The 25,908-nt window shown below is 70.4% G+C and carries 22 protein-coding genes; 11 read left to right on the top strand and 11 right to left on the bottom strand.

Annotated features, from left to right (window positions below):
* Together AB0J58_RS31770 and AB0J58_RS31765 are read left to right on the top strand one after the other, a co-directional pair.
* A partial coding sequence (locus AB0J58_RS31770; RefSeq protein ID WP_364222727.1) for a tripartite tricarboxylate transporter TctB family protein occupies positions 1–649 on the top strand: 649 nt, incomplete at its 5' end.
* Positions 650–2,143 (top strand): tripartite tricarboxylate transporter permease, encoded by a 1,494-nt coding sequence (locus AB0J58_RS31765; protein WP_364222724.1) that lies wholly within the window; start codon positions 650–652, stop codon positions 2,141–2,143. It begins immediately after the preceding gene.
* A gap of 43 nt (positions 2,144–2,186) precedes the next feature.
* Here AB0J58_RS31765 and AB0J58_RS31760 read toward each other — a convergent pair whose 3' ends face one another.
* Positions 2,187–2,570, bottom strand: coding sequence for a hypothetical protein (locus tag AB0J58_RS31760; RefSeq protein ID WP_343969989.1), 384 nt, complete (start codon positions 2,568–2,570; stop codon positions 2,187–2,189).
* 412 nt (positions 2,571–2,982) lie between these two features.
* Here AB0J58_RS31760 and AB0J58_RS31755 point away from each other — a divergent pair, with 412 nt between their 5' ends.
* The 5 genes from AB0J58_RS31755 (at position 2,983) to AB0J58_RS31735 (ending at position 8,658) form a co-directional block, all read left to right on the top strand.
* A complete protein-coding gene (locus AB0J58_RS31755; protein ID WP_364222721.1) occupies positions 2,983–3,822 on the top strand; it encodes an ATP-dependent carboxylate-amine ligase in 840 nt (279 codons plus the stop codon).
* Complete coding sequence (locus AB0J58_RS31750; RefSeq protein WP_364222718.1) at positions 3,807–4,223, top strand: hypothetical protein; 417 nt, start codon at positions 3,807–3,809, stop codon at positions 4,221–4,223. The genes AB0J58_RS31755 and AB0J58_RS31750 overlap by 16 nt, the downstream gene beginning before the upstream one ends.
* Entirely contained in the window at positions 4,220–6,358 is a 2,139-nt protein-coding gene (locus AB0J58_RS31745; RefSeq protein WP_364222715.1) for a peptidase domain-containing ABC transporter, read from the top strand. The genes AB0J58_RS31750 and AB0J58_RS31745 overlap by 4 nt, the downstream gene beginning before the upstream one ends.
* A gap of 331 nt (positions 6,359–6,689) precedes the next feature.
* A complete protein-coding gene (locus tag AB0J58_RS31740) occupies positions 6,690–8,075 on the top strand; it encodes a hypothetical protein (RefSeq protein WP_364222712.1) in 1,386 nt (461 codons plus the stop codon).
* Positions 8,076–8,508: 433 nt separating this feature from the next.
* A complete protein-coding gene (locus tag AB0J58_RS31735; protein WP_364222709.1) occupies positions 8,509–8,658 on the top strand; it encodes a hypothetical protein in 150 nt (49 codons plus the stop codon).
* A 111-nt stretch (positions 8,659–8,769) separates the two neighbouring features.
* Here the strand turns inward: AB0J58_RS31735 and AB0J58_RS31730 are convergent, their stop codons facing one another.
* Complete coding sequence (locus AB0J58_RS31730; protein WP_364222706.1) at positions 8,770–9,078, bottom strand: 4a-hydroxytetrahydrobiopterin dehydratase; 309 nt, start codon at positions 9,076–9,078, stop codon at positions 8,770–8,772.
* A gap of 153 nt (positions 9,079–9,231) precedes the next feature.
* Positions 9,232–10,458 (bottom strand): hypothetical protein, encoded by a 1,227-nt coding sequence (locus tag AB0J58_RS31725; protein WP_364222703.1) that lies wholly within the window; start codon positions 10,456–10,458, stop codon positions 9,232–9,234.
* Positions 10,459–11,091: 633 nt separating this feature from the next.
* Between AB0J58_RS31725 and AB0J58_RS31720 the strand changes: the two genes are divergently transcribed.
* Genes AB0J58_RS31720 through AB0J58_RS31710 form a run of 3 tightly spaced genes read left to right on the top strand, consistent with a single transcriptional unit; the run spans position 11,092 to position 12,129 of the window.
* Positions 11,092–11,514, top strand: a complete 423-nt coding sequence (locus tag AB0J58_RS31720) for a hypothetical protein (protein WP_364222700.1) — start codon at positions 11,092–11,094, stop codon at positions 11,512–11,514.
* Positions 11,498–11,797 (top strand): hypothetical protein, encoded by a 300-nt coding sequence (locus AB0J58_RS31715; RefSeq protein ID WP_364222697.1) that lies wholly within the window; start codon positions 11,498–11,500, stop codon positions 11,795–11,797. The genes AB0J58_RS31720 and AB0J58_RS31715 overlap by 17 nt, the downstream gene beginning before the upstream one ends.
* A 2-nt stretch (positions 11,798–11,799) precedes the next feature.
* Positions 11,800–12,129, top strand: coding sequence for a hypothetical protein (locus AB0J58_RS31710; RefSeq protein WP_364222694.1), 330 nt, complete (start codon positions 11,800–11,802; stop codon positions 12,127–12,129).
* Positions 12,130–12,423: 294 nt separating this feature from the next.
* Here AB0J58_RS31710 and gatB read toward each other — a convergent pair whose 3' ends face one another.
* From gatB to AB0J58_RS31670, 8 genes are all read right to left on the bottom strand, one after another.
* Positions 12,424–13,929 carry an Asp-tRNA(Asn)/Glu-tRNA(Gln) amidotransferase subunit GatB gene (gene gatB / locus AB0J58_RS31705; RefSeq protein ID WP_364222691.1) on the bottom strand — a complete coding sequence of 502 codons (1,506 nt, stop codon included), beginning with the start codon at positions 13,927–13,929 and terminating at the stop codon, positions 12,424–12,426.
* 84 nt (positions 13,930–14,013) lie between these two features.
* Positions 14,014–14,580 carry a hypothetical protein gene (locus AB0J58_RS31700; protein WP_364222688.1) on the bottom strand — a complete coding sequence of 189 codons (567 nt, stop codon included), beginning with the start codon at positions 14,578–14,580 and terminating at the stop codon, positions 14,014–14,016.
* The gene (locus AB0J58_RS31695; RefSeq protein ID WP_364222685.1) at positions 14,577–15,665 is read right to left on the bottom strand and encodes an AAA family ATPase; all 1,089 of its coding nucleotides are present in this window, start codon (positions 15,663–15,665) and stop codon (positions 14,577–14,579) included. Before AB0J58_RS31695 ends, AB0J58_RS31700 begins: the two co-directional genes overlap by 4 nt.
* A 54-nt stretch (positions 15,666–15,719) precedes the next feature.
* Positions 15,720–17,210: an Asp-tRNA(Asn)/Glu-tRNA(Gln) amidotransferase subunit GatA gene (gene gatA, locus AB0J58_RS31690; RefSeq protein ID WP_364222682.1), complete on the bottom strand. Its 1,491-nt coding sequence runs from the start codon at positions 17,208–17,210 to the stop codon at positions 15,720–15,722.
* The gene (gene gatC, locus AB0J58_RS31685; RefSeq protein WP_030913706.1) at positions 17,207–17,506 is read right to left on the bottom strand and encodes an Asp-tRNA(Asn)/Glu-tRNA(Gln) amidotransferase subunit GatC; all 300 of its coding nucleotides are present in this window, start codon (positions 17,504–17,506) and stop codon (positions 17,207–17,209) included. The genes gatA and gatC overlap by 4 nt, the downstream gene beginning before the upstream one ends.
* 358 nt (positions 17,507–17,864) lie before the next feature.
* On the bottom strand, positions 17,865–19,964 hold the full coding sequence (locus tag AB0J58_RS31680) for an EAL domain-containing protein (protein ID WP_364222679.1): 2,100 nt from the start codon (positions 19,962–19,964) through the stop codon (positions 17,865–17,867).
* 127 nt (positions 19,965–20,091) lie between these two features.
* Positions 20,092–22,272 carry an NAD-dependent DNA ligase LigA gene (ligA, locus tag AB0J58_RS31675; protein ID WP_364222676.1) on the bottom strand — a complete coding sequence of 727 codons (2,181 nt, stop codon included), beginning with the start codon at positions 22,270–22,272 and terminating at the stop codon, positions 20,092–20,094.
* Positions 22,273–22,373: 101 nt separating this feature from the next.
* Positions 22,374–23,378, bottom strand: a complete 1,005-nt coding sequence (locus AB0J58_RS31670; protein ID WP_364222673.1) for a methionine synthase — start codon at positions 23,376–23,378, stop codon at positions 22,374–22,376.
* A 366-nt stretch (positions 23,379–23,744) separates the two neighbouring features.
* Between AB0J58_RS31670 and AB0J58_RS31665 the strand changes: the two genes are divergently transcribed.
* Positions 23,745–25,907, top strand: a complete 2,163-nt coding sequence (locus AB0J58_RS31665) for a serine/threonine protein kinase (protein WP_364222670.1) — start codon at positions 23,745–23,747, stop codon at positions 25,905–25,907.
* Position 25,908 lies beyond the last annotated feature (1 nt).

Raw genomic sequence — 25,908 nt, 5'->3', positions numbered from 1 at the left:
CGGCAGAGAACGCGCCGGCCGCCGCGCTCAGCCCGGCAGCCGCGGTCGGCGACGAGGAGCCCGGCTCCTCGCAGGGCGCGGCGCGTCCCCCGGCCCCGTCCCGGATTCCGGTCCTGAGCCCGTCCCGCGTTCGGGAGACGAGGCGGCGCCCGAGACCGCGACCGGCTGGTCGTGGCGGCGGCCCGAGCTGGGGCTGGCGGTGCTGGTCCTCGCGCTGGGGGCGTTCGTGATCGCCGGCACCGCGGACGTGGCCGCCGCGGGCTCCTCCTTCGGTCTCGGCCCCCGGTTCTTCCCTGCCCTGGTCGGGGCGGCGATGCTGCTGATCGGACTGTTCTACGTGATCGACGTGCTCAGCGGGGGCCACGGCGATCCCGAGGACGCCGAGGACGCCGACTCCGGCGCGCGGGCGGACTGGCGCACCGTCGCGCTGGTCAGCGTGATCTTCCTGGCCTTCGCCGGGCTGCTCGACCTGCTCGGCTGGATCGTCGCGGGCGCGCTGCTCTTCTTCGGCCTGTCCGTGACGCTCGGCGCCCCCCACCGGCTGCGCGCGGGCGTCATCGCGATCCTGCTGTCCACCGCCACCTACCTGGCCTTCGTCAAAGGACTCGGTGTGACCCTGCCGGCCGGGCTGCTGTCCGGGGTGATCTGAGTGGACTCGTTCCGGTTGCTGCTGGATGGCTTCGCGACCGCCCTCACCCCGGTCAACCTGCTGTACGCGCTGGTGGGCGTCACGCTGGGCACGCTGGTGGGCGTGCTGCCCGGCATCGGCCCGGCCATGACCGTGGCGCTGCTGCTGCCGATCACCTTCACCGTCCCTCCGGCCAGCGCGTTCATCATGTTCGCGGGCATCTACTACGGCGGCATGTACGGCGGGTCGACCACCTCGATCCTGCTCAACACGCCCGGCGAGAGCTCCTCGATGATCACCGCGCTGGAGGGCAACAAGATGGCCAAGCGGGGCCGGGCCGCCCAGGCGCTGGCGACCGCCGCCATCGGCTCGTTCGCCGCGGGCACCATCGCCACCGCGCTACTGGTCGTCGCGGCCCCCCTGGTGGTGGACTTCGCCATCTCCTTCGGCCCCGAGGACTACTTCGCACTGGCCCTGCTGGCCTTCACGGCCGTCTCGTCCGTGCTGTCCCGCTCCGTGGTGCGGGGACTGGCGTCCCTGGGGCTCGGCCTGGTCGTCGGGCTCATCGGCATCGACCAGCAGACCGGCCAGGCCCGGCTGACGCTGGGCGTGCCGCAGCTACTCGACGGCATCGACGTGGTGATCGTCGCGGTCGGCCTGTTCGCCGTGGGCGAGGTGCTCTACGTCGCCTCCCGGCTGCGGCACGGCCCGCCGGAGGTGATCCCGGTCGGCCGGGCGTTCCTCGGCCGCTCCGACTGGTCGCGTTCCTGGCGGCCCTGGCTGCGCGGCACCGCACTCGGCTTCCCCTTCGGCGCGCTGCCCGGCGGCGGAGCGGAGATCCCGACGTTCCTGTCGTACTCGATCGAGAGACGTCTGGCGCGCGGGATCGCCCGCGAGGAGTACGGCAAGGGCGCCATCGAGGGCGTCGCGGGTCCCGAGGCCGCCAACAACGCCTCGGCGGCGGGCACGCTGGTCCCGCTGCTCACCCTGGGCCTGCCCACCTCCGCGACGGCCGCGATCCTGCTGGCGGCCTTCCAGCAGTACGGGCTGCAGCCGGGGCCGCAGCTGTTCGACCACAATCCGGCACTGGTCTGGGGCATGATCGCCTCACTGTTCGTGGGCAACACCATGCTGCTGGTGCTCAACCTGCCGCTGGCCCCGCTCTGGGCCCGGGTGCTGCACATCCCCCGCCCCTACCTCTACTCGGGGATCGCGCTGTTCGCGGCGCTCGGCGTCTACGCGCTGAACTCCTCCTGGGTGGAGCTGGTCATCCTCTATCTCCTGGGCCTGCTCGGTTTCGCGATGCGCCGCTTCGGCCTGCCGGTCGCCCCGGCGGTGATCGGCCTGATCCTGGGCCCGATGGCCGAGATCCAGCTCCGCCGGGCCCTGGCCATCGGCGCGGGCGACGTGACGGTCCTGGTCAGAAGCCCGATCGCGGCGACGCTGCTGGTCGTGGCGGTACTGGCGCTGTTCGCCCCGCTTCTCAGGAAGGCGGCCACCCGCCGCGGCGCCTGACCGGATGACGGCCGCCCGGCCGTGGGGAGCCGGGCGGCCGGGTCTATCCCCGCAGGGTGTCGACGTTCAAGCCGTCGGCGCCCAGGCCGTCCTCCCTGGCCAGGTAGCTGCACGAGACCCATCCCGTAGTGCCCGCCGCCAGTCCCGAGGCCGATCTGCCGCCCAGCCGGAAGTTGCACCAGCCGCTCGTCGAGTTCGGATTCAGCACCTGTCCGTAATCGCCGTAATAGAGATAGCCGATAACCGTCGACCCTCCGGCGCTGGCCCGCAGTCGCACCCCGTTCGCGATGACCACGGCGTCCACCGCGGGGAGCGCCGACAGGACGGAAAGCCTGTTCACCGGGGCTGCCTGGGCGGGAACCGCCGCGACGGCCATTCCCGCCGCGGCCGTCAACGTCGCGGCGGCGAATGCCAGGAACCTTCTCATTTTTCGTGCTCTCCGATGTGAGGTCAGGTCATACCAGAGTGAACGGTGGGACTGCAGTGATCACTTTGCAAGCCATCAAGAATTTCGTCAATACCTGTTGAATTTCAGAAATATGAATTACCACATGAAACAATCCCGCCGATCGCCGGACGCTTTTCTTCGCGTTTCCCGGATTCAGGGGGGCGGAGACCGCCTCGACGGGCCGGGCCACGCGGATCGCCCGGAGGCGGCCAGGACGGTCGAGAACCTCCGGCCCCGGACACAACCAGGGCACAAGTGGCCCGCAAGTGTCCGTTTCTAGGGTTCTCCACACGACCGGGGCCGAGAACAAGGACCTGGTGACCGGCTCCCGATCCCGGGAGCGGAAGACCAACGGGGGTCGCGCCGACGCGGCCGAGGGGAGCGGCGGCTGATGCTGGACACCGGCACCGAGACGGTCGACCTGTCCCGGGTCACCGCGGTGTGGCGCAGCCGGCCGGGCAGGCCCTCGGCCGCCGGCACCGTGACCGAGCCGAGCCATCGAGCGCACGTCGACGAGCAGGCGGAGTTCATGCTGGACGGGGTGTGGAGCCTGCTGACCGCGCGCCGGCTGCCCGGCCGCCGGACGGACGAGCGCCGCGCGCACAACAAGATCTTCCACATGGCACGGGCGATCGAGCTGGGCTTCTCCGTACCCGACACGGTCTACACCAACGACCCCGCGGAGCTGGCGGACGCGTACGAGTCGGCGGAGGGGCGGCTGGTCGCCAAGCAGATCACCGCCGAGCCGTTCCAGGTCGACGGCGCCGAGCACCGCGCGTACACGACCGTGGTCACCCGCCGCCACCTGGCCTCCCGGCACCGGATCCGGCACGAGCCGGTCATCCTGCAGCCCTACGTCCCCAAGGCGGTCGAGCTGCGGGTGATCGTCGTGGGGGCGCGGGTGTTCGCGGCCGAGATCGACGCGTCGGGCTCCCGGGCGGCCAGGGACGACTGGCGGCACTACGACAACGACCGGGTCAGGTACGGCGTGCACGAACTGCCCGCCGAGGTGTCGCTGCGCTGCGCCCGGCTGGTCGCCGACGTCGGGCTGACCTACGCGGCGCTGGACTTCATCGTCACCCCCGGCGGCGAGTACGTCTTCCTGGAGCTGAACTCCAACGGCGCGTGGGGGTTCGTCGAGCTGTGGGCCGGGCTGCCCGTCAGCGACGCGATCGCGGGCTGGCTGGCGGAGCGCCGCGCCGCGGCCACGGTCGAATGGCACTGGTCGTGATCGATCCGGACCGCACCCAGGCCGTTCCCGCGCCCGGCCGGCACAGGGCCCGCAACTGGGAGGACACCGAGGGGTACCGCCCCCGGGCACCGTACTCACCTCCGCCTCCTCGGCAGCGCCCGCCCGGGGCGACCCCGCCGACGCCCCCGCCCGGCGACCGGCCGCATTCCACGTCAGCGCCTCCGGAAGGGCAGCCGACGGGGTCCCCTCCCGGGGGCGGCCCGCCGGGACGTCTCGTCTACCGGGCGGAGGCGCTGCGCCGGCATGCCGAGGCCCGCTCCGTCGCCCGGATGCCGCTGGTGATCAGCGGCCCGTCGTTCCTGCTGCTGTGGATCCTGGTGGCCGCCGTCCTGGCGGCCGGCGCCACGCTGATCGCGCTCGCGCTGGGAGCCGGCGGATGAGGAGCCGCGTACCGGTCCTGCTGCAGAACACCGTCACCGAGTGCGGCGCCGCGTGCCTGGCCATGGTGCTCTGCCACCACGGCCAGCGCACCACCCTGCACCAGGTGTCCGAACGGCTCCAGGTCGGCAGGGACGGACTGAGCGCCAAGGCCATCGTGGACGGCGCCCGCGAGCACGGCCTGAAGGCGCGCGCCTTCTCGCTCGCGCCCGAGGACCTGGCGCGCGTGCCGCTCCCCGCGATCGCGCACTGGGAGTTCAACCACTTCGTGGTGGTCGAGCGCTGGTCGCCCGACCGGGTGGACCTCGTCGACCCGGGGCGGGGCCGCCGCAGGCTGACCGCGGAGGAGTTCAGCGCCGGGTTCACCGGCGTGCTGCTGGTCTTCGAACCCGGCGAGGGATTCCACCGCGGCACGTCCTCGATGGCGAGCGCCTGGCGGCGCGAGTTCGTCCGTACCCTGTTCCGGCGTCGGCGCGGCCTGCTCGCGCAGGTCGTCGCGGCCTCGCTGCTGCTGCAGTTGCTGGGGCTGGCCCTGCCCTTCTTCTCCCAGCTGCTGATCGACAGGATCATCCCGTCCCAGGCCGCGGACCTGCTGCCCCTGCTGGGCGGGGCCGTGCTGCTGGCCGGGCTGGCCCAGTTCGTGATCGGCTACCTGCGGGCGGCGCTGCTGGTGGCGGTACGGGCCCGCGCCGACCAGGAGCTCACCGAGGGGGTGATCGGCCACCTGGTGACGCTGCCGTACCGCTACTTCGCGCAGCGCGGCAAGGGCGACCTGCTGACCCGGGCCGCCAGCGTCTCCACGCTGCGCGACATCCTCACCGGCCAGATCGTGGCGGCGCTGCTGGACGGTCCGCTCGCCGTCGGCTACCTCGTGCTCGTGTACGTGTGGGATCCCGTCTTCGGGCTGGCGCTGACCGGCGTGGTCGCCTTCCAGGGGCTGCTGGTGCTGGCCACCACCCGCCGGATCAACCTGCTCACCCAGCAGGAGCTGACCGCCTTCTCCGCGTCGCAGAGCAGCCTCATCCAGGCCATCACCGGCATCGAGACGCTGAAGGCGTCCGGGGCCGAGAAGCGGGCGGTGGAGCAGTGGTCGGCCCACTTCGCCCGGCAGCTCAACGCCGACGTGCGCAGCGGCCTCACCCAGGGCCTGGTGGAGGCCGCGCTGTCCGCGAGCCGGGTGATCGCCCCGCTCGGGCTGCTCTGGCTCGGCGCGTGGCGGGTCCTCGACGGGCAGCTGACCGTGGGCGCGCTGATCGCGCTCAACGCCATCGCGCTCGGCGCCCTGACCCCGCTCGGCTCGCTGATGACCGGCCTGCAGAGCCTGCAGCAGGTGGGCGCGCACTTCGACCGCCTGTCCGACATCCTGGCCTCCGAGCCCGAGCCCAGCGAGGGCATCGAGGTGCTGCGGCTGCGCGGTGCGGTGGAGCTGCGCGGCGTGAGCTTCCGGCACGACCCCCACAGCCCGTGGGTGGTGCGGGACGTCTCGGTCTCCATCCGGCCGGGGCAGAAGGTGGCGCTGGTGGGCGCCTCGGGCTCGGGCAAGAGCACGCTGGCCAGGCTGCTGCTGACGCTGCACATCCCGGTGGAGGGCGAGATCCTCTACGACGGCGTCCCGGCCTCCGAGCTCAACCTGCGCACCCTGCGCCGCCAGTTCGGTGTGGTCGGCCAGGCCACCTCCCTGTTCAACGGCTCGATCCGGGAGAACATCGCGCTGAACCTTCCCGACGCGCCCCTGGAACGGGTGGTCGCCGCGGCGGAGGTGGCGGCGCTGCACGAGGAGATCATGGCGATGCCGATGGGGTACGAGACGGTGCTGACCGACGGCGGCGGTCTCTCCGGCGGTCAGCTCCAGCGGCTCTCCCTGGCCCGCGCCCTCCTGCCCCGGCCGAAGATCCTGCTGCTCGACGAGGCCACCAGCAACCTGGACAGCACCACCGAGGCGACCATCGAGTCCAATCTGTTCTGGCTCACCCAGACCCGGATCGTCATCGCCCACCGGCTGAGCACCATCCGGGACGCCGACCTGATCCTGGTGGTCGACTCCGGCCGCATCGTGGAACGCGGCACCCACGACGAACTGATGGCCACCGACGGCAAGTACGCACAGCTCATCGCCGCCCAGGCCACCCCCGCCTGACCTCGTTTGCTTCACGCGATACGAGACCGGCGTAAATTGATCAAAATCTCGAGGTGGCGCAGTCAAGGTGAGTGGCCCGTGGTTGCCATCCGGACGCCCGATGGCCCATCATGGCGGGCATGACCTACGGGAAGGGCGGCCACCGCCCCAGCCGGTGAACCCCGGCACGTGGAAGCTGGGTGACGATCCCCTCGACGATCGCCCCACCTTCCTCGCTCACGCACTCGCGATGTCCCTGCGCTACGGGCCCGGCCCGTGGCCCGAGGACGCCTACCGGCTCCCAGATGACCCGCCCCGCGGTGACTGTGAGCCGTTCATCACCAGCGTCGTCATGGACGGCATCCAGAGCCACCACTTTGGTATCGAGCCCGACAACAACGTCGTCATCGAAATCGCCGACCTGATCAGCAGGCTCGTCACCGGCGACCCCGCCCGTGAAGATCTTCTGCGGCTACATGATCGGCTCGGCACCGTATCGGCACTCGGCATCGCTGACGACCTCGTCGATCAGATCCGGCGACGGCGGCTCCCCCGTGATCGAATCGGCGAAGTCGGGCGGCATCTGACCGAGCACGGTACCCGGCGCGGCGCTGTCAAGATCGGCATTGTGCTGCTCGGCGTCTGTGGAGAGGAGCGGGACAGGGAGCTGCTGCTCCTGCTCGGCACGCTGGAGGAGCTCACCCTGTACGCGGTGGTGGCCCTGCAGCACACTCAGCCCGACCGCCAACGTGCCGCCTACGAACTGGCCCGCCGAGTGCGGGACTGGGGCCGCATCCACGCGGTGGAACGGCTCAAGGGATGCGACGATCCACAGATCAAGGCCTGGTTGCTGAGGGATGGTTTCCGCAACGGGATCATGAATGAATACCTGGCCCACCTCGCGGCCACGACCGGCGACCTGTACTCGGCCCTGCTGGAGCCGGACATCGACGACACCCTGCTCGACGGCGCCGCGGACATCCTGGCCGCCCTGGCGTTGGGTGGTCCGGCCGAAGACATGGGCGACTACGCCGACGCCGTACCGGCCATGCATCGCTTCGCCGACCTCCTTGCCGACCGGCAGGCCACGCTCGACAGGTTGCACGCCGTGCTGAGAATCCTGGCCTTCCTGCGCGAGTCCGACGACGATTCGCCCTGGCCGCCCGACATGATCGCGCAGCTCCGCCGCCGCTACGAGGAACTCACCACCCAACCTCGGTGGAAAGACCTCGTGCTGGGGTGCCTGGCCGATCCACACCATGTCGATTTCAGCCATGCGATGTGGGCTGCCGACGAACTTCATCTGCAGGTGGTCGAGCAGATCATCGCCCGCCTGAAGATTGATCCGCTGGATGAGTTCGCCTGGCACCACGCCATCCGGCTCGCCACCGCCGAGGAAGCCGAGCAGCTCAGCCACCTGGCCGAACGACTTCTTCCCCTGGCCGATCTGGCCAATGGGCCAGAGGACAGCCACGACATCGGCGAGGAGTACGGGCCGGATCGAGCGCTGGAGTCCATCGTGGGCGGGCTGGAGGCCTTCCCCGGCATCGGGCTGGCGCTGATCGACGTGGCACTGCGCAACCGAGTCACTCGGATCCGGCGCGCCGCCCTGGCCGCGTTGACTACCTGGTCGGCCTCAGCCGTACCGGACGAGGCAAGGCACTGGATACGGCAGGCGGCATCGGTCGAACCGCATGAGGAGACCAGAACCGAGATGATCGATTTCCTTCGACGCTGACGCTGATCAGCTGGTCAGCGGGGTGTTGTCACCACACGCGCCGGACGTTGAGAGTCCGCCACTCCTGACCGGGGACCAGGCCGATGCGCTCGCCATGGGCATCGGCCACGCGTTCCCGCCCTGGAGGATCTGGCGGGCCAACGGCATCTGGTACGCCACCGGCCCCCGGTGCCGAGCTGCGTCTGCACCCGTACCCTGCACGCCCCCGCCCCGAGCTGCCTGTGTCGCCAGCTCGACGAGCACGAGCAGCGGACCCGGACCCGGATGGAGGCTTCGCGATGACAAGCTCTAAGAGCCCGCCCTGCGAAGACCGCAGTTCTCCGAGGAGGCGGCGGAACTAGCCGAACGCCGGCTCGCCGCGCTCCGGCAGGCCCATCCCGGCTGGAAGATCATCTGCGCGACCGACCTCACCGTCCCTGTCCGGTACGTCACCTTGCGCACCGCCGTCACCCAGCGGCAGCGACAAGCCTGTGTCCGCGAGACGTTCATGCGCTTTTCCACCGAGACACTCGCCTCGGAACTGTCCGACCAGGTCGAAAGGCTGCACAGCGCGCGGGCCCGGTACACCTTCACCGCCCCGTGAACAGCCGTGACAGCACGGACCCTTTCGTGCCGTCGCACTGAACTCCCGCGAGCGGTGGCGCGGATACCAGGGGCCGCTCGTGGGTCAGACGCGCCGGTACAGCGCTTCGGGTCAGGTCGTTACGGCTCCGTGCTTTTCGGTGATTTCGTTGATCCGGGCGGCAAGAAGAAAATCCAGCTCCGTTACGACATCGCCTGCCGTGTGAGTGGTCATGGCGATCCGCAGATGGTCCCATCGGATATCGATGTCCGGCCGATGTTCCAACTCGATGGCAACCTGTGCGATTTCGGTGACGGCGCGCATCGCGCTGTCGTAGTCGATCGAGTAGTTCTTGCTGATCTCGTTGGTGTCGCCGGACCAGCCGCTTGATGCCAGGCGCCACTTAACCTCTTCGGCGGGCAAGGGGTCACGAAGACCCATGTTCACCACCTCGCTATCCCGCAGGGTTCCTGCTAGGTGATATTCGTCAGCGCCTCGGTCATCTCACGCCTCTTAGGGGTTTCCACTCATGCACCCAAGTGAGTCCAGGTCGAGATTGATGGCCCGCGCGAGGATGCTCGAAAATCTATTCGTTCACGCACTCTTCGAGACCTCGCTGGTCAGCACTTCGTGAAAATCGCCGACAGCGGGGCGGTCTTGCTGATCGCGGGGTATGGCGCGTAGCAGTATTTTCCCGGTTTCGATGATGTGGTTGCTGCGGTAGGCGGGTGCAAGGGGGGTTATCACCGCCGCCGCCTGTCGCATGCCCTCGTCGACGTCCCCCCTGACGACCATGCAGAGTGCCTCGTGGAGTGCGACGTTGGCCTGGTACTGGTAGTCGCGGGTCAGCCTGAGCACATTGGTCCGGGCCGTGTCCGCCCTGGCCTCGTCGCCCGCACCGGCGTAGACCCAGCTCTCGGCGAAATGGATCTGATTCGCTTTCCAGAAGCCGAGGGAGTCTCCGGTGACGCCCTTTGCCGCCAGGTCGAGAAGAGCGTTCAGCGTTCCGAGCGCCTCATCGTGTCTGCCAAGCAGGGAGAGGGCCTTGGCCTGGGTGGTCATCAGGTCGACGGAAGGCCCACCGGCGATCTGTTTCGCGTCGTGAACGAGGTGGAGCACCGTCTCCGGGGCGCGCTGCCCGTAGAGTCCGTGGCCCGCCTCTTCCGCACGGACCAGCAGTCGGAGTTCTCGATCCCCGGATGCATCAGCCGCGTGGCGGGCCGTGTGCCACCAGCGGACGGCGGCCCCGTGATCGCCCAGGCGGGTCAGCGCGTTGGCATGGACGGTGGAAAGTGTGGCCATGGTCCTCTGCAGTCCGGCTACCTCGGCGGGAGCCGATGTCTCCAACTGCCGTCGCACCAGGAGCAGATCGATGATGAGATCGGCTGCCACCTGTGCGGGAGGTCGGGTCCGGAGCGCGTAGAGGTGATCGTCACAGGTCAGCGCCCATTCCTCGGCGCTGCGGAAATCATGTGCGAGAGACAGGTCGAGCAGTTGGCGAACTGCTTCGCCGGACAGGCCGAGTATTCCGAACCCGGTGGCGGCGAGCTGTAGAAGTCGTCGGCGTTCCATGTCGTCTCCATCTGGCGCCTTCCCCGCGAGGCTACCCCGGGTCGGATGCTCAGATGCAGAGACATCCTGCGGATCGTCGAACAGGTCAGCCTCGGGGATGCCGAACGCTCGTGCGTACAGCACGCGGTACGGGTCACCGGGCCGGTTGTGCCCGGCCTCGTACGCCTTGATCCGGCGGATCAGGGTCTCTCGGGTGGGCAGGTGGTTGCGGGTTTCCTCGTCGGCCGCCTCGACGAGTCGGCGGGCCATCTCGCGCTGGGGCCACAGCCGGTTGCGTCGTTCCTCACGAAGTCGTACGGCCCACAGGGGGAGATCAGCGGCCATCACGTACACCTCTTCGCCGCAGTTGGGGGCGGTTCTGTCGCCCCCAGTGTCCTCCAAACGCATCTGTGCCGGAGGGATTACGCAGCGTTGTGATGAGAGGAGACGCAAAAGAAACGGGACCCGTAGGCGCTGACACGCCGTACGGGTCCCTCGACCAGGAAGTGAGTCCTGATCCATGGGCAAGATTAGAGCCATTCGCATCCGCTGGAATGCGGATTCCCCGCCGCTGCCGCTGGGCTGCCGGTGGTGCGGGCATGCCCCCTATGCCCATGAGGCGCGCAGCCTGCCTCACCGTCGTGACCATCTGTGGGAGCAGCCCACGCCCCGGCAGGTGTGCGCCCGGATGGCCGCGCGGCGGCGTCTGGGCCTGGGCGGTCGGCTACCGGTCGCGGCGCCGTCGCGCCCGCTGAAGGTTCACCCGCCCGTCACTCCGTCCCAGGTTCGTCCCGGACGTCACGCGCGGCCGGTGGCGGTCACCGATGCCTATGGCGGGGGCCGCTCGCCGGACACCACCTCCCCGCCCCGGCGGCGTGAGCCGTACCGGCGAGGGGTCGCGGCATGAACGTGGCCCCGAAGCGTAGTGACGCTCTCGTGAGCAGGCGCGGCGGTCTCCCTTCCCCGGTGCACACCGCCACACCGCCGACCGCCGCCCGGCTCCGCGCCGAAGAGTTGGTCGCCGAACTGGATCGCGCCCATGGCATCTCGGCCGACATCCATGAGCTCCGTTCCGGCAACGCCGTCGTGTCCGTCTACCGCGGGCTCCTGGCCTACAGCGACGGTGAGAACTTCTGGTGGACCAGTCCCGAGCTTGACGGATCCGGTGAGCATCTACTCAGCGCCGCCTCAGACTCGGCCACGGCCGCCGAACTGCTCGCCGAGCACTACGAGATCCTGCGCGCCCGCCCCCTCACCACGCTGCTGGGCTGCGAGTTGCCGCTGCTGGCCGACGTGATCCTGGCAGAGCATGTCGACCCGTGCTGACGCCGATGCGGTGCTGGCCGCCGAGCAGGTGCAGGCGTACGCGTACGGGTGGCTGGTCTGGTGGAGCCTGAGATACCGGCGCTTCGAAGCCTGGGACTGCCGGGACGCGGCGTGTTTCCGCGCCGTCTACGCAGACAGCGCCGCCGAACTGTGGGACCGCATGCAACAGGTGGAACTCGGCCTTTGGCGAACCCCGTCCCCAGGTGCCACGCCGCTCGTGGCCATCGCGGCCGACCACCTGAGCCCGTCGGAGTCATGTTCTCAAGCAGATGAGAGGAGTTGACGGTGATCCCGTCCTACGGCACACCGGCGGGCGACCGGCTGGGCGCCGCCATCCGGCGGCCCGCCGCCGTCACGGCTCTGCAGCGCCTGCGCATGGAATTGCACACTCACCGGATCTATTCGGCGATCTCCTACGACGAGGGACAGCCTCGCCTCGTGGTCAGCGCAGAGCTGACCGTGTGGGCCGATCACGCAGGAACCGTCTTCTGCTGGGGCGCCGCCTACCAGGAGGAGCCCGCCGAGCATGCTCCGGTGGACAACCTGACGCAGGTCGCGGTCCGGATCGCCGAACGGCTCGGTGAGCACTACGCAGAGCCGCCGAACCCACCATGAGGAGCGCGGCGGCACGGAGGGACGACTCCCGTGCCGTCGCGCCCAACTTCTCGCGAGCGGTGGTACGCAACCACGGGCCGCTCGTGGAGCTTGGACGCGATCGGATCATCCGGGCGCGAGCGCGGCCCCCGCCAGGGCGGCGGGGTTTTCACGCGGACTCCCGGAAACCCTTCGCACGAGCTCCCCGTAAAACCTTCAGCGTGAGTTCCCCGGAAACCTTACGCGCGGGCCACTCGCAGACCCTTCGCTTGAGCTCCCGGGAAACCCTACGCGCGGGTTGCCCGGAGACGCCGATTACCCGGAGACGCCGAGACGCTCCAGGATGAGCTCCCTGGCCCGGCCCGCGTCGGCCTTGCCCCGGCTGGCCTTCATGACGCCGCCGACCAGGGCGCCGACGGCGGCGACCTTGCCGCTGCGGACCTTGTCCGCAGCGTCGGCGTTGCCGGCCAGGACCTGGTCGATGATCTCCATCAGCTCGCCCTCGTCGTTGACGATCTGCAGGCCGCGGGCGGCCACCACCTCGTCCGGGGAGCCCTCACCGTTCAGCACGCCCTCCAGCACCTGGCGGGCCAGCTTGTCGTTCAGCGCCCCCCCGGCGACCATCGCGCACACCCTGGCGATCTGGTCCGGGGTGATCCGCAGCGCGCTCAGCGGGAGCCCCGCCTCGTTGGCACGGCGGGCCAGCTCGCCCATCCACCACTTGCGGGCGTCCGCGGGCGGGGCACCGGCGGCCACCGTCGCCTCGACCAGGCCGATGGCGTCGGCGTTGTGCATGGACGTCATGTCCAGATCGGACACGCCCCACTCCTGCTGGAGCCGCTTGCGCCGCACGCCCGGCAGCTCCGGCAGGGCCGCCTTGAGCTCGGCCACCCACGCGGGGTCGGGGGCGATCGGCACCAGGTCGGGCTCGGGGAAGTAGCGGTAGTCCTGCGCCTCCTCCTTGGACCGTCCCGAGGTGGTGGTGCCGGTGTTCTCGTGGAAGTGGCGGGTCTCCTGGATGATCCGGCCGCCGTCGGCGAGGATCGCGGCCTGGCGCTCGATCTCACCCCGTACGGAGCGCTCGACGCTGCGCAGCGAGTTGACGTTCTTGGTCTCGGTGCGGGTGCCCCACTCCGAGGAGCCACGCGGCATGAGCGAGACGTTGACGTCAAAGCGCATGGAGCCCTCCTCCATGCGTACGTCCGAGACGCCGAGACCGCGCACCAGCTCGCGCAGCTCGGTGCCGTAGGCGCGGGCGACCTCGGGGGCGAGCCTGTCGGTCCCCGGGATCGGCTTGGTGACGATCTCCACCAGCGGGATGCCGGCCCGGTTGTAGTCGACGATCGAGTAGTCGGCCCCGTGGATGCGGCCGGTCGCGCCACCCACATGGGTGGACTTGCCGGTGTCCTCCTCCAGGTGGACGCGCTCGATCTCGATCCGTACCGTCCTGCCGTCGACCTCGACGTCGAGGTAGCCGTCGAAGCAGAGCGGCTCGTCGTACTGGCTGATCTGGTAGTTCTTCGGCATGTCCGGATAGAAGTAGTTCTTCCGGGCGAAGCGGCACCACTCGGCGATGGAGCAGTTGAGCGCCAGGCCGATACGGATCGTCGACTCGATCGCGGCGGCGTTGGTCGTGGGCAGCGAGCCGGGCAGCGCCAGGCAGACCGGGCAGACGTGCGTGTTCGGCGGGGCGCCGAACGTGGTCGGGCAGCCGCAGAACATCTTCGACGCCGTGCCCAGCTCGACGTGTGTCTCCAGGCCCAGCACCGGTTCGAAGCGCTCCAGCGCCTCGTCGTACGGCATCAACGTCTCAGCGCTCATTGTCGTTCACCGCTCCTCCCTCGCTACGCGGAGCGCTCGTCCCTCGCGCGCCACTACGCTCACTGCGTCGGATTCTCTCAGCACTCACAGGTAACCAAGTCCCTTCAAAGCGTTCCTCGTCTCGGCCACCCAGTTCGCGTAGGCGGGCACCTGGGCCAGAGCGGCGAGGTCGATGTTGCGTCCTATGTATTCGAAGTAGTCGCGGACCGGTTTGCCACGCCGGGGGACGGTCGCGGCCAGCACCCCCGCGGGATCGGCGATCCTCTCGACATCGCGGGGCCGCGCGGGCAGCCCGCCGAGGTCACTGCCCGCCAGCCCCGCCCACACGGCGCGGTCGGCGAGCAGCCAGGCCCCGGTGTCGCCAAGTCCGATCACCGGCACCAGGTAGTGCGAGTGGTAGCGGACGCCGTCGCTACGGCGGCGCTCCCGCCCGTCATCGTGGGTGAAGAGCAGGTGACAGTCGGCCGCGAGCTCCTCCAGCGCGGTGACCATGTGCTCCCGGTCGTGGGAGACGACCTCGGTCTCCTTGACGTCCACCGCGTACGGCGACATCCAGGTGAGCTCGCGCAGCTGCCTGGCGATCACGATGCTGAGGAAGCCCTCGTCGGTCTCCCCCTCCGCGATGAGTCCGGGAACCAGCGGGCGGCTCATGCGGCCGCGCCCAGGTACTTGCGGACCTGCCGGGGTGAGACGAACGTGCCCGGCTCGCCGTCCGGCTGGATCGGCTTGGCCACGGTCACCCTCGACACCCGGTCGTTGTCGGGGTCGACGCGGACCGCGGTGTCGAGGAACGTCAGCGCGTCCGGCTCGGTCCGGTAGACCTCCGCGACGACGATCGGGGACTGGCTGGTGAGGATCACCTGCCGCGGCGGCTCGGCACCCCCCGGCCCGGAGGTCCTCTGGCGCACCCGCCGCAGCAGCTCGCCGAGGCGCCCCGGGTGGACGCCGCTCTCGATCTCCTCCACCAGCAGCGTGCCCGGGTGGTCGGGGTCGTGCAGGGCGGTCAGCAGGCCGAGGACCCGCAGGGTGCCGTCGGAGAGCAGCGTGGCCGGCACCGCTCCCTGACCGTCGACGAGCAGGTCGAAGGAGCACTCCCTCCGGTCGGTGCGCGGCACCAGCCCGGTGACGTCGGGTAGCACTCCCGCGAGGTCGACCACGAGGTCGGCCAGCGCCTCCGTACCGGCCATCCGCCCGAGCACCGCGGCCAGGTTCGCGCCGTCGTCCGCGAGCGCTCCCCGGTCGGCCGAGGGGCAGCGGCGGCGCATCGCCGCCGGGGACGGCGAGTAGCGGCGCCACGAGGAGACCGTACGGCGGGGCGTGCCCTCCGGATCCGGGTCCTCGACCAGGAGATCCAGCAGCTCGTGCGGGATCCGCTGGGCCACGTGGCTGACCACGGCCCCGCTGGATCTGGGGATCTTCAGCACCATCTCCGCGCCCACGTCGAACCTGACCGGCACCACGGAGCCGGGCTCCGGGGTGACCAGTGCCTCCACCGAGACGACGAACCCGCCCACGGCGGAACCGTGGGCGACCCGGTGGAACTGCTCGCCCGGCAGCCCGCGGGTCGCGCCCAGCAGCCCGCCCGGCCCCTCGATCTCAGCCGCCACGAACCCCACGGCGTCGAAGAGGTTCGACTTGCCGCTCGCGTTGGGTCCGACCAGCGCGAGGAAGGGCGGCACATCGAGATCGAAGCTCAAGAAGGACTTGAACCCGTCGATCTCGATCCGAGTGATCATGCCGCCGTTCTCCCTGTCACCTGTCGCCCCCTCGCCCCGAAATCCAGAAAACCCTTACAGCTCCGGGGCTCTGGACAGCAGGTTGCCGCCCCACCGCGCCTGGAGGGCCTTCTCGACCGCGGCACCGACCCGGTAGCAGCGGTCGTCGCCGAGCACCGGAGCCATGATCTGCAGACCGACCGGCAGGCCGTCCTCGTCCGCCAGGCCGCACGGCACGGAGATGGCCGCGTTGCCCGCCAGGTTGGCCGGGATGGTGCACAGGTCGGCCAGGTACATCGCCATGGGGTCGTCGGCGCGCTCGCCGATCGGGAACGCCGTGGTGGGCGTCGTCGGCGAGATGAGCACGTCCACCTGCTGGAAGGCGGCCTCGAAGTCGCGCGCGATGAGCGTGCGGACCTTCTGCGCCTGACCGTAGTAGGCGTCGTAGTAACCGCTGGACAGCGCGTACGTGCCGAGGATGATGCGGCGTTTGACCTCGGGGCCGAAGCCCTGGGCCCGGGTCAGGGCCATGACCTCCTCGGCGCTGCGCGTGCCGTCGTCGCCGACGCGCAGGCCGTACCTCATGGCGTCGAAGCGGGCCAGGTTGGAGGAGCACTCCGAGGGGGCGATGAGGTAGTACGCCGGGAGGGCGGTGGTGAACGAGGGGCAGGAGACCTCGAAGACCTTCGCGCCCAGCGACTCCAGCAGCTCCACGGTCTCGTGGAAGCGCGCGAGCACGCCCGCCTGGTAGCCGTCGCCGCCGAACTCCTTGACCACGCCGATGCGCAGCCCGGCCACGTCGCCGCTGCGCGCCGCCGCCACGACCGAGGGCACCGGGGCGTCGACGGAGGTCGCGTCCATCACGTCATGGCCGGAGAACGCCTCGTGCAGCAGCGCGGTGTCCAGCACGTTGCGGGCGAAGGGGCCCGGCGTGTCGAGCGAACTGGCGAAGGCGATCAGGCCGTAGCGGGACGAGCCGCCGTAGGTCGGCTTCATGCCCACGATGCCGGTGACCGCGGCGGGCTGGCGGATCGAGCCGCCGGTGTCGGTGCCGGTGGACAGCGGGGCCTCGTAGGCGGCGACCGCGGCGGACGAGCCGCCGGAGGAGCCGCCGGGGATGCGGGACAGGTCCCACGGGTTGCGGGTGGGGCCGTAGGCGGAGTTCTCGGTGGAGGAGCCCATCGCGAACTCGTCCAGGTTGGTCTTGCCGAGGATCACCAGGCCGGCCTCGCGCAGACGGCGGGTCACGGTGGCGTCGTACGGCGGGCGATAACCCTCAAGGATCTTGGATCCGGCCGTGGTCGGCATGTCGACGGTGGTGAAGACGTCCTTGTGCGCGATCGGCACGCCGGCCAACGGGCCGAGCTCCTCGCCGGCGGCCCGGCGGGCGTCGACGACCCGCGCCTGCTCCAGGGTCGTCTCGGCGTTGACGTGGAGGAAGGCGTTGACCTGCGGGTCGACGGCGGCGATCCGGTCGAGATGGGCCTGGGCGACCTCGACGGCGGAGACCTCTCCGGCGGCGATCAGCGCGCCCAGATCCGCGGCGGTCTTGTGGATGAGGCTCATGCTTCCTCCCCGAGGATGCGCGGCACGCGGAAGCGGTCGTCCTCGACTGCCGGGGCGCCTGACAGCGCCTGTTCCGGCGTCAGTCCCGGCCGTACCTCGTCGGGGCGGTAGACGTTGGTGAGCGGCAACGCGTGCGAGGACGGCGGAATGTCGTCGGCCGCCACCTCGGCGACGCGGGCGACCGCACCGATGATCACATCGAGCTGGGCGGCGAAGTGGTCGAGCTCCTCGTCGGCCAGCGCCAGCCGGGACAGCCGGGCGAGGTGAGCGACCTCGTCGCGGGTTATGGCGGACATGAGTCGTTGAACCCGTTTCGTGGAATGGCAATTGGACAGTGTCATCCTATGGCTCGCGACCTGAGGGTCCCGACTCATTAACACCGTCGCAACCAACCGAAGATCTCTTACTCGAAGCGGTCAGGCCGTCCCCGGCCCGCCAGGCCGGAGAAATCGGCCCCCGGCCTGTCCGGTGCGCACCGATCCGAGACTCCCTGAGCAGGGTGCCGCCGCCCGCCGGGATCGCCGAACCCCGGCCGCGCCGCGCCCCGGCTCCGGGAAGGTCACGAAACGTTTTACTGCCCGAAATCGATCTTGAAAGCTTCTTCGCGCGGCCCCGGAGAACGCTTGCCGGGAGGCGGAACGGCCGCACACGAGATCACGGCGACAGGGAGGACCAGGCCCGCTGGGAGTCGAGGATCTCGGTGGGACGCAGGAAGCCGAGGTCGTGCGGGGCGAGCCCTCGATGCTTGCGCAACCATACTGTCGCGTCAGCGGCCGACATGGGCTTGGCGAACAGCCAGCCCTGGCCCAGGTCGCACCCCATGTCGGCCAGGCGCTCGGCCACCTCGGCCGACTCGACGCCCTCGGCGACCGAGCGCAGGCCGAGGGAGCGGACCAGGTCGACGATCGAGCGGACGATCCGCTCGTCGTCCTTGGACTCGCCGATCCGGCGGACGAACGAAGAGTCGATCTTGACCTCGGCCACCGGCAGACGCTGCAGGCGGACCAGCGAGGAGTAGCCGGTGCCGAAGTCGTCGAGCGCGAGCGGCACGCCCAGCGAGGCCAGGGCGCGGACCGCGTCGGCGGTGTACGCCTGGTCGGTCATCAGGATGCGCTCGGTGACCTCCAGCTGGATCGCCTTGGGCGGCAGCCGGTATCGCGCCAGGCCCGCTCCCAGCTGGTCGGAGAGCGCCGAGTCGAGCAGGTCGCGGGCCGAGACGTTGACGGAGATCTGCTCGTGCAGGCCGGTGTGCCACCAGTGGGCGGCCTGCTCCAGGGCCGCGTCGATGACGTATCCGGTGAGGTGGCGCATCAGATACGACTGCTCGGCCATCGGCACGAACTCTCCGGGGGAGATCATCCCTCGCTCCGGGTGGCGCCATCGCAGCAGCGCCTCCACGCCCCGCACCTGCCCTCCCGACAGGTCGAGCTTGGGCTGGTAGTGCAGCCGCAGCTCGGAGCGGTCGATGGCCCTGCGCAGGTCACCGAGGAGGGTGAGCCGCTCGGGACTGTTGCGGTCCTTGTCGGCGGCGTAGATCTCGACCCCGGTCCTGCTCTCCTTCGCCAGGTACATCGCCACGTCCGAGCGCTGCAGGAGCATCTCGAAGTCCGGTGCGTGGTCGGGGTAGATGGCGATGCCGAACGAGGCGTCCAGGTCGAAGCTCATGCCCTCCAGCCGTACCGGCTCGGTGATCGCCACCCGCAGGCGCGCCGCCACCTCCCTGGCCGCCGCGGCGTCCCTGACCGAGGGCAGCAGAACGGCGAACTCGTCGCCACCGAGCCGGGCCACCACGTCGCCGGGACGGACGCTGTGGGTGAGCCGGTGCGCGACCATCTGCAGGAGCCGGTCGCCGACCGGATGCCCGAGGGTGTCGTTGATCTCCTTGAACCGGTCGAGGTCGAGCAGGAACAGGCCGACCCGCTCGCCCTCCCGCGCCTCGGCGAGCGCCTCCTCCGTGCTGAGCACGAGCATCTTGCGGTTGGGCAGCCCGGTGAGACCGTCGTGCATCGCCTGGTGGTCGCGGCGGACCGACATGCTGGCCGTGAAGTAGACGGCCAGCACCGGCGCCAGGAAGAGCGGCACCAGGGCCGGCGAGTGGTTCATCACCACCACGACGAGCGGTGCCATGCCGAGCAGCCCGGCGTAGACGAGGCTCTGGTGGCCGATCGTGGTCTTGATCACCCGGTGGATCGACCTGCGCTCGTGCAGCGCCACCGCGCCGGAGACCAGCGCGGCCCGGACCACGAAGTAGGCCAGCCCGGCCAGCCCGATCGCCAGCAGGTCGGTGCCGTCGGGCACCCCGGCGCCCACCGTGACGGGCCGGTCGCCGAAGAGGCCGAGCACCATCCCGGCGGCGGTGCAGGCCAGGGTCACCTGGGCGATGTTGAACATCACCCGGTGGCACGCCTTACGGGTGACCGCCCCGTTGACGACCATGGCGACCACCTGCAGCAGCACCGCGATCGGCAGGCCGTAGTGGAGCAGCGCGGCGAAGGTGAACATGGTCGACGGGTAGGTGCCGCCCACGGTCAGCGACGCCGACAGGATCACCGGCCGCAACTCACCCAGCACGACAAGGACCGTGAGCATCCAGAACAGCGGGCTCCGGGCGAGTTCCACGATCTCGGCCGTGTCCATGCGCAGCTGGGACACGACGAGGGCGACGAACCCGACCGCTATGACGGCGGCGAGATAGGCCCAGAGGGGCGATCCCAGACGCGGTCCGGTATCGCGAGTGTCGGTTGGGTCGGCCATGAGTAACAAAACCCCCATTAGTTCACTATGGGAGAGTACGGCCTACGGGCCACTTCGCGAAACCGATTGCGCACGTTCCGTCACTGGAAATTCACGCGTCCTTGCACACGGCGGCGGGGCGGTTCCATCACTTTTCGGGCTGCACCGTCACCTTCGCCGCCGCCTCGGGCCCCTCGGCCAGCAGGACCCGCAGACCGGCCTCGTCGAGGATCGGCACGCCGAGCTTCACGGCCTTGTCGAACTTGGAACCCGCGTTCTCCCCGACCACCACGAAGGAGGTCTTCTTCGACACCGACGCCGAGACCTTGCCGCCTCGGGCGGCCAGTGCCTCACCGGCCTCGTCGCGGGTGAAGTCGGCGAGCGTGCCTGTCACCACGAAGGTCAGCCCGGCCAGGGTCTGCGGAAGCTGCTCGGCCGGCGGGTCGTCGACCATCCGGACCCCGGCGCCCGCCCAGCGCTCGATGATCTCCCGGTGCCAGTCGACCTCGAACCAGTCGCGGATCGCCGCGGCCACTCGCGGGCCGACACCCTCGACCGCGGCGAGCTCCTCCTCGGAGGCCTTCGCGATCGTGTGGATGGAACCGAACTCCGCGGCGATCGCCTGGGCGGTCGGGGGGCCGACATGCCGGATGGAGAGCGCGACGAGCACCCGCCAGACCGGCTGGCCCTTGGCCTTCTCCAGCTGCTCCAGCATCTTCTCGGCGTTCTTGCTCGGCTCGCCGCTCTGGTTGGCGAAGAAGGTGACGACCTTCTGCTCGCCGCTCTCCGGATCGGTCTTGGGCAGCCCGGTGTCGGGGTCGCGGACCACCGACCTGATCGGCAGCAGCCGCTCGATCGTCAGATCGAACAGGTCGGCCTCGGTGCGGACCGGCGGCTCCTGCGGCGGCAGCGGCTGGGTCAGCGCGGTGGCCGCCACGTAGCCCAGCCCCTCGATGTCGAAGGCCCTGCGACCGGCCGCGAAGAAGATGCGCTCGCGGAGCTGGGCGGGACAGGCCCTGGTGTTGGGGCAGCGCAGGTCGGCGTCGCCCTCGTTCTCGTACGCCAGCTCGGTGTCGCACTCCGGACAGCGCTCCGGCATCGTGAACGCCCGCTCGGTGCCGTCGCGCAGGTCGACGACCGGGCCGACGATCTCGGGGATGACGTCACCCGCCTTGCGCAGCACCACGGTGTCGCCGATCAGCACACCCTTGCGCGCGACCTCGGAGGCGTTGTGCAGCGTGGCCCGCTCGACGGTGGAGCCGGCCACCACGATCGGCTCCATGACCCCGTACGGCGTGACCCTGCCGGTGCGGCCCACCGCGACCTGGATGTCGAGGAGCCTGGTGTTGACCTCCTCGGGGGGATACTTGTAGGCGATCGCCCAGCGGGGGGCCCGGCTGGTGGAGCCCAGGTTGTGCTGGAGCTCGATGCGGTTGACCTTGACCACGACGCCGTCGATCTCGTAGGCCGGGTCGTGACGGTGCTCGCTGTAGAAGCCGACGAAGTCGTTGATGCCCTCAAGGTCGTCGACGACCCGGTAGAGGTCGCTGACCGGCAGGCCGAACGCCGCGAGCCGGTCGTAGATCTCCGACTGGGTGCGGGGCGGGGCGGTCCCCTCCCACTTGCCGATCCCGTGGACGATCATGTGCAGCGGCCGCTGCGCGGTGACGCGCGGATCCTTCTGCCGCAGGGAGCCCGCCGCGGAGTTGCGCGGGTTGGCGAACGGGGCCTTGCCCGCCTCGACCAGCTGCTCGTTGAGCTTCCCAAACTCCTCGACCGGGATGTAGACCTCGCCCCTGACCTCCACCAGGTCGGGCACGTCGTCGCCGGTCAGGCGGTGCGGCACGTTGGCGATCGTGCGGACGTTGGCCGTCACGTCGTCACCGACCCGGCCGTCGCCCCTGGTGGCCCCCCTGGTCAGGCGGCCCTTCTCGTAGACCAGTGCGATCGCCAGGCCGTCGATCTTCAGCTCGCACAGGTAGGGCGCGGGGTCGCGCTCGGCCAGCCGCTCGGCCCTCGCCCGCCAGGCGGCGAGATCCTCGGCGTTGAAGGCGTTGTCGAGGCTCTCCATCCGCTGCAGGTGCTCAACGGGATTGAAATCGCTGGAGATCGGCGCGCCGATCTTCTGGGTGGGGGAGTCGGGCGTGCGGAGGGACGGGCTCTCCTCCTCCAGCTCGCGCAGCTCGCGCATCCAGCCGTCGTACTGGGCGTCGCTCACGGTGGGCGAGTCGAGCACGTGGTAGCGCCAGTTGGCCTCCTCGACCAGCTCGGTCAGCTCCGCGTGCCGTTCCAACGCCCGCACCGGCACGCCCTCGACCTCAGCGCCCATCGCCCGCCTCTCCCCTCGTCGTCGGCCAAGCCAAACGTATCCTTGAGCACCGACAGTCCGTGCCCCTCCTTACCCCGAGTTGGCACGCCCGGCGGCCGGGATCACTCGCCGGGGTCGTCCTGCAGCACCCGGGCGGCCTTACGGCAGGTGGCCAGGGCCGCCCTGGCGTAGGCGGGCGAGGCCCCGGCCAGGCCGCAGGCCGGGGTGAGCACCACCTGCGAGGCCAGCGTCGCGGCGGGAAAGCCGAGACGGCGCCAGAGCTCGACGGCCGGTCCGGCGACCACGCCGACATCGGGAAGCCTCGCGTCCACGCCCGGCACGACACCGAGGAACAGGGCCGTCCCCGCCTCGACGGCCTCGCCGATCGCGTCCTCGTCGCGCCTGTTCAACCGGCGGGCGTCGAGCGAGACGCCCGCCGTCCCCGCCGCGCGCAGCACCCGGAAGGGCACGTCGGGGGCGCAGCAGTGCACGACGACGAACGTCCCCGCGGGGAACACCGCGCCGAGCCGGTCCGCGGCGACCTGGCGGTCGACGGCGGTCAGCCGCCCGAAGCCCGAGGCGGTCGGCACCGTGCCCGCGAGGACGCCGGGCAGCCCCGGCTCGTCGATCTGGACCACGATCTCCGAGGCGCCGGGCACCCTGCGGCGCACGTCGGCGATGTGCGCGGCGAGTCCCTCGGTCAGGGAGTCCACCAGGTCACGCACCGCCCCCGGATCGGCGAGCGTCTTGTCGCCGTACTTGAGCTCGACCGCTCCCGCCAGCGTCCACGGGCCGCACACCTGGATCTTGAAGGGTCCCTCGTATCCCTGGGCCGCCTCTTCCAGGGCGTCGAGGTCGCGTACGAGGTGGTCTCGGGCGCGCTTGAGGTCGCGGCCCGGCCGGTCGGCGAACCGCCAGCCCGAGGGCTGCACCTCCACCGGCATCTCCAGCAGCAGCGAGGCGGTGCGCCCGATCATGTCGGCGCCGACGCCTCTGGCGGGCAACTCCGGCAGATACGGCAGCGCGGGCGACTCGCCCAGGACGACCCTGACCGCTTCGGCGTGGTCCTCCCCCGGATGCGACCCGATGCCGGTCGCGGTCGCCTCGCCCCACGGGTACTGGCTCATTGCCTGCTCCTGGTCTCGCGTCGGGACATGGGCGATGCTCACCGGCGTCCGCCCGGCGCACCCACCCAGGCCAGCTTAGGACCGCGGATTCCCGCACCCGCCCGAGCGATCTCCTCTCCCGCGATCCCACCGATCGGTTCCCGGTGCCGGGCGCGGTGTGTCAGACGGAGGGAATCGCCGCCCTCGTTACCGGAAGCGACTTCGCCATTACTCCGATACGCAAATGAAACAGTCATTTCACCCTCGATAGGCGAAAAAACATGAAGAACGGATGAAAACGGTGATTCAGGTGGGCCGGATTTGATTGGATGGTTCTTGATCAATCGGTAGGTACCGGTAGAGAGATTTGAGCCGGAAAGGAACTCCATGGGCGATTTGCACCCTTTGCTGCCGGAAGATCCGGAGCGCATCGGTGTTCACCTCCTGGTCGGCCGGCTCGTCGAAGATCCCACTCAGGCCGTCTACCTGGGTCATCTGCCAGACGAGGACACCATCCGGGTGATCCGTGTGCTGGAAGCACACCCGGGCGCCGATCCGGAGACCTGCGAACGGATCACAAACGAGTTGCACGCCGCCAGGCGCGTGTCCGGTGCGCACACCGCCCGGCTCCTTGAGGTCGGCTGGTTCGACGACTCCCCCTACGTGGTCCGCGAGCACGTGGAAGGTCGTTCCCTGCGCGAGGCGGTGTCCGCCGACGGACCGCTCAGCGGGGACGCCCTGGAGCGGCTCGCCGTCAGCACGCTCACCGCGCTCACGGCCGTCCACCTGTCCGGCCTCGTCCACGGCGGTCTCAGCCCCGACACCGTGCTCCTTGGTCCCGACGGTCCCCGCGTCTGCGACATCGGCCTCGGCGACAGCGGTTCCGAGCCGGGATACCGCGCCCCCGAGCACATCCAGCCGGCGTTGCTCTCCGGCACCGGTCAGGCACCGGTCCCGGCCACCGCGGCGGGAAGGCCCGCGGACCTCTTCTCCTGGGCCGCGACGGTCTGCTACGCGGCGACCGGGCGACCGCCTCGCCTCGACCGGCCCGAGACGGAGCAGGCCGGCACTGCGGCGGAGAGCCCGGTGAACCTGACCGGCATCCCGTCGGGGCTCCGCTCCCTCATCGCCCTCTGCCTGGACAGCCGCCCGGAGGCTCGGCCCGACACCAGAGCGGCCATGCTGCGACTGCTCGGCGAGCAGCCCACGGAAGCGCTCCTGCCGGCTCCCGCCACCCCTGCTGAGGGCGGCCCGAGCGTGCCCGGCGCGAACACCGGCCCGCAGGACGGAGCCCTGTACCCGGCCTCGGTGCTGCCACCGGCGGCCCCGCTCTGGAGCACACCGCCGCTGCCGGGAAGCCCGCCCCCGCTGAGCGGGGCGGTGATCACCGAACCCGCCAGGGAACAGCGCAGGTCCACGGGTCTCCCCCTCATGCTGGTGGCCGGTGTCGGCGTGGTCGCCCTGATGTCCGGCCTCGGAATCTGGGCCGCCGGAAGCTACGCCTCGCTTGGCAACGTCGAACAGGCCGCCGCGAACGAGAAGGCCCCGCTGGCACTGGCGAGCCAGTGGCGGGGGCAGAGCGGTACTGACCCGGCCCAGGGGGGCGGCGATCCCCTCCAGGGAGGTGCGGGTCCCGGCCAGGGCGGTGGAGACCCGAGCCAGGGCGCCGCGGACGACCCGGCGAACCGGGTGACCGTGCCCTGGGGCGTGACACCGGAGCCGCGGGTGGGAGACGTCGGGCCGTTGCAGCTGTCCACCGACGCCCCCACGCCTCCGACGCTGAACCCGCTCACCTCACCGCCGGCCGCGGTGCCGACGATTCCGACCGCCACCCCGCCGATCACCGCGCCACCGCCACCGCCCCAGCCCCAGCCGACGGAGCAGGCCAAGGAGACGCGCAAGGCCCGTCCGACGGAGCAGGCCAAGGAGACGCAGCCGACTCCCCGAGCCACCGAACCTCGGCGGACGTCACAACCGAGGCCGAGCCAGACGCAGCAGGCGCCCCAGTCCCCGGCCCCGACCCAGGCCGAGCCGAGCCGGACGCAGGAGGCCCCCCAGTCTCCGGCCCCGACCCAGTCCAGGCCCGCTTCGTCGAAGCCGACCACCAACCCCCCGGTGGTGAACCCGGAACCGCCGCCCGCGGCCAAGCCGACCACCAAGCCGCCGGCGTCATCGGCCGCCGCCAAGCCGGCCGCCACCTCGAAACCGGCCGCGGCGGCGCAGCGTTCCAACCCCTACACCCCGACGCAGGTCTGCGGGTCGGGTTACTACGTGCAGCGGTCCGTCCAGTTCGGCGGCGGAACGACCTACCAGCTCTACAACACCTCCAGCGGCACCAACTGCGCGGTCACGATGAAGACCGCCGACGTCGGGAAGGCGACACAGGTCTGGGTCACCCTGGAGGCCCAGGGTGGCGGTGCCAAGACCGAGCGGGGCAACTTCGAGTACTACGCGGGCCCGGTCTACGTTCCCGCCAAGGGCAAGTGCGTGCGCATCTCCGGCGGCGGCCCCGGCGGCAGCACCAGCGCCGGCTGGGCCAACTGCGGATGAC

The organism is Streptosporangium sp. NPDC049644 (assembly GCF_040675205.1).
Classification (GTDB): Bacteria; Actinomycetota; Actinomycetes; order Streptosporangiales; family Streptosporangiaceae; genus Streptosporangium; species Streptosporangium fukuiense.
This window is presented reverse-complemented; position numbering and strand designations above follow the sequence as displayed.